Annotated in this window: 5 protein-coding genes and 1 pseudogene; 1 reads left to right on the forward strand and 5 read right to left on the reverse strand. The window is 61.9% G+C overall.

Annotation, left to right across the window (positions count from 1 at the left end):
- The first annotated feature begins 36 nt into the window (after positions 1-36).
- Positions 37-225, forward strand: a complete 189-nt coding sequence (locus B7L09_RS14515; RefSeq protein ID WP_007947526.1) for a hypothetical protein — start codon at positions 37-39, stop codon at positions 223-225.
- A 228-nt stretch (positions 226-453) separates the two neighbouring features.
- On the opposite strand, the pseudogene B7L09_RS14520 reads toward B7L09_RS14515, so the two are convergent.
- The 5 genes and pseudogenes from B7L09_RS14520 to B7L09_RS14540 all read right to left on the reverse strand — a co-directional run.
- Positions 454-711: pseudogene (locus B7L09_RS14520) on the reverse strand (TetR/AcrR family transcriptional regulator); the annotation flags it as partial.
- A gap of 65 nt (positions 712-776) precedes the next feature.
- The gene (locus B7L09_RS14525) at positions 777-1,667 is read right to left on the reverse strand and encodes a transglutaminase family protein (RefSeq protein ID WP_094469395.1); all 891 of its coding nucleotides are present in this window, start codon (positions 1,665-1,667) and stop codon (positions 777-779) included.
- Entirely contained in the window at positions 1,667-4,153 is a 2,487-nt protein-coding gene (locus tag B7L09_RS14530; RefSeq protein WP_094469396.1) for a circularly permuted type 2 ATP-grasp protein, read from the reverse strand. The genes B7L09_RS14525 and B7L09_RS14530 overlap by 1 nt, the downstream gene beginning before the upstream one ends.
- An 88-nt stretch (positions 4,154-4,241) precedes the next feature.
- Positions 4,242-7,517: a transglutaminase family protein gene (locus B7L09_RS14535; RefSeq protein ID WP_094469397.1), complete on the reverse strand. Its 3,276-nt coding sequence runs from the start codon at positions 7,515-7,517 to the stop codon at positions 4,242-4,244.
- A gap of 329 nt (positions 7,518-7,846) precedes the next feature.
- Positions 7,847-10,150 carry a YgiQ family radical SAM protein gene (locus B7L09_RS14540; protein ID WP_094469398.1) on the reverse strand — a complete coding sequence of 768 codons (2,304 nt, stop codon included), beginning with the start codon at positions 10,148-10,150 and terminating at the stop codon, positions 7,847-7,849.
- Positions 10,151-10,347: the final 197 nt, after the last annotated feature.

Raw genomic sequence — 10,347 nt, forward strand, 5'->3', positions numbered from 1 at the left:
CCGCTCAACCTCACCTTCGACCCCAGAGGATCGCCCATGGCCAAACCTAATTACTCCTTCGCCAAACGTCAGAGAGACTTGGCCAAGGAGCAGAAGAAAGAGGAAAAGCTGCAACGCAAGAAAGCCACTGCAGAAGAAGAAGCAGCAGCACTGAACCCGGATGCCGAAGGCGAAGTGGCTACAGACGAAACTGAAGCACCGAAAGATCAGGCGCCCGACGCCTGAGACCCTCAGGGCCCGATGATCTGATCAGGCCCACCGGATCTGTGTCCAGGGTCAGCAGTTCCTTGCTGACCCTCACAGGCCAATTTGAAACACCCCTTCTCAAGAATTGCACATTTCCTTGTGGGAGCGGGCTTGCTCGCGAAAGCGGCGGCACATCCAACATCTATGTGACTGTGTGATCGCTTTCGCGAGCAAGCCCGCTCCCACATGATTTAGCGGTGTGCAGAGTTAGTCGTGTTCTTCCAGGTATTGCAGCGCCAGGTGCTCGGTCGCCACTTTGATCGGCGGCAGCAAATGCGGCGCCACCAGCATCATGATCTGATACACCACCAACCTGACTTCACCCTCGCGATCAAGAATCCGCTGATAGTCCAGCGAGAACAGCAGCGTCATGGTGATCTGCTCCACCAACTGCCCCAGCGCTTGAGTGTCACTGACCAACTGCCCTTGCGCCTTCAAACGCGCCAACAATGAAGCCAGTGTGCGCTNCANCATCTATGTGACTGTGTGATCGCTTTCGCGAGCAAGCCCGCTCCCACATTTGATTTCTGTTACTCCAGTGGCATAACCGTCACCCGCACCTCGGGATCATGACTGCCGCCCCCCAGAATCACCCCACGCAACGGCGACACATCGGAAAAATCCCGTCCCCAGGCCAGGGTGATGTGCTCCAGCGCCGGNTGCACATTGTTGGTCGGATCGAAATCTACCCAGCCCGACACCGGGCAATACACCGAAACCCACGCGTGGGACGCATCGGCGCCGATCAGCCGTGGCTGGCCGGGCGGTGGCTGGGTCAGCAGGTACCCGCTGATGTAACGCGCCGCCAGGCCCCGCGAGCGCAGGCAGGCGAGCATCAGATGGGCGAAGTCCTGGCACACGCCGCGACGGCGCTCCAGCACTTCCACCAGCGGCGTGGCGACCTGGGTGGCTTCGGCATCGAACGTGAACTCGCTGAAGATCTTCTCCATCAGCGCCTGGACGCCCAGCAACAAAGGTCGCCCCGGTGGAAAACAGCTTTCCGAGAACTCGACAAAGTTGCGTTTCAAATGCACATAGGGCGATTCGAACCGGTAACGGCACGCTTCCAGTAACGCTGTAGAAAGCGGCCGGCTGCTGTAGGTCAGCGCATTGCGGGTTTCTTCCCACGCGGGGGATTGATTGAAATCCAGCGTTGGCCGGGCCAGCACCTCGACCGTAAGCCGGGCGTTGACCAGCAATTCATCGTGCGGCCGCTCAAACGCCAACCGGGTCAGCGGATTGCCAAACACATCCAGCTCATCCCGGCGCGCGGTCGGGTCGGGACTGATCTGCAAGTGCTGCTCGGTGCATCGCTGCCAGGCACAGGCCCGTGGCCACAGGTGTGCGAGTTGCTGGGCCAGGGACACCGGGCTGTCGTAGTGATAATGGGTGTCGTGGAGTATCTGGTAACGGGCGCTCATCAGACGGACACCGTGTGCTGGCTGACATCATCCACATGGGCAAAATGGCGCAAGGCCAGGCGATCCGACACTTGCCCGCTCTCATCGGCGACTGCTTGCAGCAAATCGGCCAGACCGTTGATGGCGGCGCGAACGCTGGCTTCGCCGAACAGCGAGTTTTCCAGGCAACCCAGATCGAAACGCGCCAGGCGCTCCACCAGTTGTGGCAGACCCGCTTCGCGAGGCGCGCCGAAATCGTCGTTCAAGCGTTTCAGTGTGCGGGTCACCAGTTTCAACTGGAACAGCACCGCNTGCGGGTTCTGCTCGTCCAGCAGCAGCAGGTCGAGCACCGGAATCAGCTGCGGCACCGCCAGGTAGCGCGAACGATAGGTGATGCTGCTGTTGCCCAGTTCCAGCAGCCACTCCAGCCCGGCCTGATCGAAGGCACCGGCACCGCGCAGAAACGCCGCCAGGCTGGCACTGAGAAATTGCAGGCGCTCGATCCGCCGACCGATCATCAGAAAACGCCAGCCTTCATCCCGGGTCATGTCGTCGAGGGCAAAGCCGGACAGCGCCGCCAGGGACATCACCAGGCGGTTGAGGAAATCCAGCAACTCGCCGAAATCCGGCTCTTCGGTTTCCAGCTCCATGGCTTCACGCTGCAACTCCACCAGCGCCTGCCAGTTTTCCCGCGAGAGCTTGCCGCGCACTTGCGAGGCAGCCCACTGCAAGCGCTGCAGGTTGGAGCGCAGGCTGAAGGGCCAATCATCGCCGAGTAGCGCCGCCAACAGCCGCTCGGGCAACTCACCTTCGTCTGGCAACAGATTCAGTCGCTCGCCGAGGTCGACCGCCGCTTCCAGAGCCTGCGGGTCATCGCCATCGACGTAGCGCGCCAGCATGATCCGCAACAATCGCGCGCTGTCGTCACAGCGCTCGCAATAGCGGCCAAACCAGAACAGGTTCTCGACCACCCGCGACGGCAGGTACGGATCGCGTCGAACCAGGTCATGCACACCGATTGTGCGCTGGGTTTTCCATTGCTCGCCGCTGGGAGGACGATCCCCCAACACCCAAGTGTCCTTGCTCGCACCGCCGCGCTGCATCGATACCACCTCGGCGTCTGCTTCGGCGGCCACCCGGGTCAAACCGCCGGGCAAAACTCGATAGCCGTCGCGACTGGCCACTGCATACACACGCATTCCGATGGCTCGCGGTTGCAGTTGACCGTCCTCGGCCTGCCAGATCGGCGCCTGGGACAATTGCGCCAATTCTTGCGCAACGTAGGCGTAAGGCCTTGCGCGCATGCGTTCGGCCAGGGCCTGGCGTTGTTCCTCATTCAAATCGCGGCCAAATACCGGGCTGAAGCTTTGCGACGGAAACGCGGGTTTGATCAGCAAATCCGGCAGCTTCTCCAAAGCCTCGGCCAACACCGGCGCTTCACCGCACCACCAAGTGGCGATCGACGGCAGGATCAATTCTTCGCCGAACAGGAACTGGTTGATCTTCGGCAAAAAGCCGAGCAACCCGGGCGACTCCAGTACGCCACTGCCGAGGGCATTGGCCACCAGCACATTGCCCTGGCGCACGGCATCGAGCAGGCCGGGCACGCCGAGGGCCGAGTCGGTACGCAACTCAAGCGGATCGCAGAAGTCGTCGTCGAGCCGACGCATGATCGCGTGAACCCGGCGCAGGCCACTGAGGGTCTTCAGGTAAACCGTGGCATCGCGCACCGTCAGGTCGCCACCTTCTACCAGCGGATAACCGAGCTGGCGTGCCAGGTACAAATGTTCGAAATAGCTTTCGTTGAATCGCCCCGGGGTCAGCAGCACGATCAGCGGCGACTGGTCGTCGCTGGGGGCCTGGCGGGCCAGGGTTTCCTGGAGCGTGCGGAAGAANCCGGTCAGATGCTGCACTTTCAGGTCGCGGTACAACTCNGGAAAGGCCCGGGACACGATGGTGCGGTTTTCCAACGCATAACCGGCACCCGACGGTGCCTGGGTGCGGTCGGCGGTGACCCACCAGCGGCCATCCGGCGTGCGCGCCAAGTCCACGGCATACAGGTGCAGAAAGGCCCCGTCCGGCGGCGTGATGCCCTGACAGGGCCAGAGAAAATTGTTGTGGCCGAATACCAGTTCAGCCGGCAGCAGCCCTTCGGCAATCAACCGCTGCGGGCCGTAGAGATCAGCTAGCACGGCGTTCAACAGCCGAGCTCGCTGGGCGATCCCGGCCGATAACTGCTGCCATTCATCAGCGGCAATCACATGCGGCAGCAAATCCAGCTCCCACGGGCGATCCGCGCCCTTGGGGTCGGCGTAGACGTTATAGGTCACGCCGTTTTCCTGGATCTGCCGGGTCAGCAGTGCCTGGCGCTGGGCCAGTTGCGCAGGCGTGCTGCGTTGCAGGTGATCGAGCAAGCGCTGCCAATGGGCACGCACCGCGCCACTGTCGTCCAGCAGTTCGTGATAAGTGCCCGCGGTCAGCGGGTAACGGTCGAGCAAGTCGGGCATGGAAAGCTCGGCAGACAGCAAAGAACGGTCAGACTAACGCAGGCTCATGACGCCCGGATAGACGAAAAATCCGAGCGTCGTGTACGGTTTAGAAACGTCGTAAATCGAGCGTCATCGGCAGCTCGTCATTAATTTCCAGAATCGGTATCGGAAGTTTCCCCGGGCTGTGTCCGATGCGGAAGAAACGCGCCATCCGTCGGCTCTCGGCCTCATTGGCATTCACCGGCAAGCTGTCGTAATTGCGCCCTCCCGGGTGGGCGACGTGGTACTGGCAGCCGCCCAGCGAGCGCTGCATCCAGGTGTCGAGCACGTCGAACACCAACGGCGCGTGCACCGGGATAGTCGGTTGCAGGCAGTTGGCCGGTTGCCAGGCGCGATAACGCACGCCGGCCACGAACTCACCGACACGCCCGGTCGGNTGCAAGGGCACGGGAACGCCGTTGCAGGTCAGCAAATAGCGCTGCGGTGCCAGACCGGTGAGCTTCACCTGCAAGCGTTCCAGGGACGAATCCACGTAGCGCACCGTGCCGCCGACCGCGCCCTCCTCACCCAGCACATGCCAAGGTTCCAGCGCCTGACGCACTTCCAACTCGATGCCGCTGACCGCGTAATCGCCGACCTTGGGAAAACGAAATTCCAGATGCGCGGCAAACCACTCCGCCCGCACGGGATAACCGGCGGCATTGAGATCGACGATCACATCGGCGAAATCCTGCTCGATAAAGTGTGGCAACAGGAACCGNTCGTGCAGTTCCGTACCCCAGCGCGCCAGTTTCGGCGGCGCATACGGCTCACGCCAGAAGCGTGCGACCAAGGCCCGCAGCAGCAATTGCTGGGTCAGGCTCATGCGCGCATGGGGCGGCATTTCAAAGGCGCGCAGTTCCAGCAGGCCCAGGCGCCCCGTGGCGCCGTCGGGCGAGTAGAGTTTGTCGATGCAGAACTCGGCGCGGTGGGTGTTGCCCGTCACGTCGATCAGCAGGTTGCGCAGCAACCGGTCGACCAGCCACGGCGCGCACTCCTCGCCCGGTTCGGGCATCTGGGCGAAGGCGATTTCCAGTTCGTACAAGGCATCGTTGCGCGCTTCATCGACACGCGGCGCCTGGGACGTCGGGCCGATGAACAATCCGGAAAACAGGTAGGACAAGGACGGGTGGTTATGCCAGTAACTGATCAGGCTGCGCAGCAGATCGGGACGGCGCAAGAACGGTGAGTCCTTGGGCGTCGCGCCGCCCAGCACAAAATGGTTGCCGCCGCCGGTGCCCGTGTGACGACCGTCGATCATGAATTTCTCGGTGGTCAGTCGGGTCTGGCGCGCTTCTTCGTAGAGAAACTCGGTGCGCTCGACCAGCTCATCCCAGGTGGCGGACGGCTGCACGTTGACCTCAATCACACCCGGGTCCGGCGTGACCCGGAAGTTGCTCAAACGCGTGTCGAACGGCGGCTCGTAGCCTTCCAGCAATACCGGGCAGTGCAGCTCCTCGGCGGTGGCTTCGATGACGGCCACCAATTCCAGATAGTCCTCGACGCGCTCCAGCGGCGGCATAAACAGGTACAGGCGCCCTTCCCGCGCTTCGGCGCACAAGGCGGTGCGGGTCAGCCAGTCGGCGGACTCGTCGACCTCCAGATCGCGCTCGAGCGCTTCGGCCGGCGTGCCCGGGCTGTTCAACTGCTGAGTGTCCGGAAGCGCGGGGAATTCCTGGTTGGGGTCGTTCGGGTAAATGAACGGATATTCGGCCGCTTTCACCCAAGGCTGTGAAGCCAGCGGCAAGCGATAACCCAGCGGCGAATCCCCCGGCACTAGCCGACAATGCTCGTCACGCAGGTACCAGCGACCGGTTTGCCATTGATCGCCCTTGGCGGTGCGCGCCAGTGGCAGGACCTGGCCGATCACCTTGTCCAGGCCCTGGCTGAAGACTTTACGCAGGCGCGCCCGCTCCAACGGTTCTTCGAGACGTGAATCTTCAGCGCTGACGTTCAGCGGCAACGTGCCTTCGCGCCAGAGGTAATAGAAATTGTCTTCGTAGGCGGGGAAAACAAAACGTGTCGGAATGTTCAGGCGTTCGGCGACACTCGATAGAAAACGCCCGGCCAACTCGCCATCGGCGCCGTAGTCTTGCTGCTCATCGGCTATCAGCGCGGTGTTGTGCCAGATCGGCACGCCGTCGCGCCGCCAATAGCAGTTGAGCGACCAGCGCGGCAACTGCTCGCCGGGGTACCACTTGCCCTGACCGAAGTGCACCAGGCCCTTGGGCGCGTAGTGCTTACGCATGCGTTGGAACAGCTCGGCGGACAGCCGACGTTTGTCCGGCCCGAGGGCGGCGGTGTTCCACTCGGCGCCGTCGGGGTCGTCGATGGAGACGAAGGTCGGTTCGCCGCCCATGGTCAGGCGTACGTCGTCCTTGAGCAGGTCGCCATCGATCTGCCGGCCCAGTGCCTGGATCGCCAGCCATTGTTCTTCGGTGTAGGGCTTGGTAACCCGAGGTGCTTCCCAAATGCGCTCCACCGACATCTCGTGGGTAAATTCGCACTCGCACGGTTCCACCAGCCCACTGATCGGTGCGGCGGACGATGGATCAGGACTACAGGCCAACGGGATATGGCCTTCACCAGCGAATAACCCTGAGGTAGCGTCCAGGCCGATCCAGCCGGCGCCGGGCAAATACACTTCGCACCAGGCGTGCAGGTCGGTGAAGTCCACTTCGGTGCCGGACGGGCCGTCGAGGGCTTTGACGTCGGCGGTCAGTTGGATCAAGTAGCCCGACACAAAGCGCGCCGCCAACCCCAGGTTGCGCAGCAATTGCACCAGCAGCCAGGCCGAATCGCGGCAGGAACCGGAGGCATGTTCAAGGGTGTGCTCGGGTGTCTGCACCCCCGGCTCCATGCGGATCAGGTAGCCGATGTCTTCGCTCAGGCGCTGATTGAGCGCCACCAGGAAATCCACGGCCGGCAAGGGCGTGCGGTCGATGCCCGCCAGGTAAGCGGCAAACTTCGGCGTCAGCGGCAGGGTTTCCAGGTACGGCGCCAGCTCTCGCTGCTCGTCAGCGGCGTAGGTGAACGGGATCTTTTCCGCATAGGGCTCGAGGAAGAAGTCGAACGGATTGAACACCGCCATTTCCGCCAGCAGATCGACCTCGATGCGCAGCTCATCGGTTTTCTCCGGGAACACCAACCGCGCCAGGTAGTTACCCTGGGGGTCTTGTTGCCAATTGATGAAATGCTGCTCGGGCAGCACTTTCAGTGCGTAGGACAAAATCCGCGTGCGACTGTGGGCCGCCGGGCGTAAACGCACGATCTGTGGGCCGAGTTCGACAGCGCGGTCNTAGCGGTAATGCGTGACGTGGTGCAATGCGACATGAATCGACACGGCGTGCCTCCTGCGAGCCTTAAGCGTATTGGGAAAGCGCGCAAGACTTATGCCATCCAGCGGCGCTGGCGCTTTCTTCGGTTGCTTGAGGCAGTACAGCACCAAAATCGGGCGATGCGGGAAATTGGTTGGAAGGAGTTGCACGGAAATGTTGCGGCCAGTGGGCTGTCAGCTGAATTTGCTGCGGCTGTACNCAGCCCGGGACGCTCTGCGTCCCATTGGAACGCGGAGCGTCCCTTGAGGCATTCCCACGCAGAGCGTGGGAACACGTGGCGCACAACGCAAAACGCCAACCCGAAGGTTGGCGTTCTGTTATCAGCGGTCAGCGTTTAGCGCGGTACAACCGGCTTACGCGCAGGCTTGGGCCCTTTGCCTTTGGCCGCGTCCTTGCGATCCTTGGCCGCCTGCTGGTTGCGGGCGAATGCCGCCGCCTTGGCCTGTTCACGCTTGTCCCACGGATTGCCGCCATCGCTGGCACGCGGTGGCAGGCCGGTGTGCTGGGTCAGGATCTTGGTGGTCTTTTCCTTGGCAACCTTATGGCTGCCGGCCGGCGTCGAGTTCTTGCGACGGGCGCTCTGGTAGCTGTCGGTGGCCGGCTGGTGCAGCGGGATCAATTGGTCCTTGCCCGGCCCGATCAGGTCGGCACGGCCCATGCGGGTCAATGCTTCACGCAGCATCGGCCAGCCTTTCGGGTCGTGGTAGCGCAGGAACGCTTTGTGCAGACGGCGCTGCTCTTCGCTCTTGACGATGGTCACCGCGTCGCTCTTGTAGGTGACCTTGCGCAGCGGGTTCTTGCCCGAGTGGTACATCGCGGTGGCGGTGGCCATCGGCGACGGGTAGAACGCCTGCACCTGGTCGGCGCGGAAGCCGTTGCCCTTGAGCCACAGGGCCAGGTTCATCATGTCTTCATCGGTGGTGCCCGGGTGGGCGGCGATGAAGTAAGGAATCAGGTACTGCTCCTTGCCCGCTTCCTTGGTGTACTTCTCGAACATGCGCTTGAACTTGTCATAGCTGCCAATGCCCGGCTTCATCATCTGGTTGAGCGGACCTTCCTCGGTGTGTTCCGGGGCGATCTTGAGGTAACCACCGACGTGGTGGGTCACCAACTCTTTAACGTATTCCGGCGACTCGACCGCGAGGTCATAGCGCAGGCCGGAAGCAATCAAAATCTTCTTCACACCCGGCAACGCACGGGCGCTGCGGTACAGCTGAATCAGTGACGAGTGGTCGGTGTTCAGGTTCGGGCAGATGCCAGGGAATACGCACGACGGCTTACGGCATGCAGATTCGATTTCCGGGCTCTTGCAAGCGATGCGGTACATGTTCGCGGTCGGGCCGCCGAGGTCGGAGATCACGCCGGTAAAACCTGGAACCTTGTCGCGGATCTCTTCGATTTCGCGAATGATCGACTCTTCGGAACGGTTCTGGATGATCCGGCCTTCGTGCTCGGTGATCGAGCAGAAAGTACAGCCGCCGAAGCAGCCACGCATGATGTTCACCGAGAAACGGATCATGTCGTAGGCCGGGATCTTTTCCTTGCCGTACGCCGGGTGCGGGACACGGGCGTAAGGCATGCCAAACACGTAGTCCATTTCTTCGGTGGTCATCGGGATGGGCGGCGGGTTGAACCAGACGTCGACTTCGCCATGCTTCTGCACCAGCGCGCGGGCGTTGCCCGGATTGGTTTCCAGGTGAAGCACGCGGTTGGCGTGAGCGTACAGAACCGCGTCGCCACGGACTTTCTCTACCGATGGCAGGCGAATCACGGTCTTGTCGCGGGTCATGCGCGGGCTGGCCAGGATCTGCACGACCTTGGCTTCTTCCGGGTCTTCAACCGGGCCTTTTTCCTGCTCAATGGCGCAAGCCTGGGTGTCCTGGGTATTCACGTACGGGTTGATGATCTTGTCGATCTTGCCCGGGCGGTCGATACGCGTGGAGTCCACTTCGTACCAGCCTTCAGGCGTGTCACGGCGAATGAACGCGGTGCCGCGCACGTCAGTGATGTCTTCGATCTTGTGGCCCCAGGACAAACGCTGGGCGACTTCGACGATAGCCCGCTCGGCGTTGCCGTACAGCAGGATGTCGGCGCAGGCGTCGATCAGGATCGAATTGCGCACGCGGTCTTGCCAGTAGTCGTAGTGGGCGATGCGGCGCAGGGACGCTTCGATGCCACCGAGTACGATCGGCACGTTCTTGTAGGCTTCTTTACAGCGCTGGCTGTACACCAGGCTCGCGCGGTCCGGGCGTTTGCCAGCCATACCGCCAGGGGTGTAGGCGTCGTCGGAACGAATCTTCTTGTCGGCGGTGTAGCGGTTGATCATCGAGTCCATGTTGCCGGCCGCGACGCCGAAGAACAGGTTCGGCTCGCCGAGCTTCATGAAGTCGTCTTTGGACTGCCAGTTCGGCTGGGCAATGATCCCGACGCGAAAGCCCTGGGACTCCAGCAGCCGGCCGATGATGGCCATACCGAACGAGGGGTGATCCACGTACGCATCACCGGTGACGATGATGATGTCGCAGGAATCCCAGCCAAGCTGATCCATCTCCTCCCTGCTCATCGGCAGGAATGGCGCAGGACCGAAACATTCGGCCCAGTACTTGGGATAGTCAAATAACGGCTTGGCTGTTTGCATGACGGTGACCGGTGTTGAGATGAAAAATCGCGGGCGTGGAATATAGCACAAAAAATAACCAATTCCGACGGCTATGGTCGGAAATTGCGACTAACCCTTGTGGGAGCGGGCTTGCTCGCGAAAGCGATGTGTCAGTTGACAGTGATGTTGTCTGACACGGCGCCTTCGCGAGCAAGCCCGCTCCCACAGTGNAATGC

The sequence above is a fragment of the Pseudomonas mandelii genome (genome assembly GCF_002251635.1).
GTDB classification, from domain to species: domain Bacteria; phylum Pseudomonadota; class Gammaproteobacteria; order Pseudomonadales; family Pseudomonadaceae; genus Aquipseudomonas; species Aquipseudomonas mandelii_B.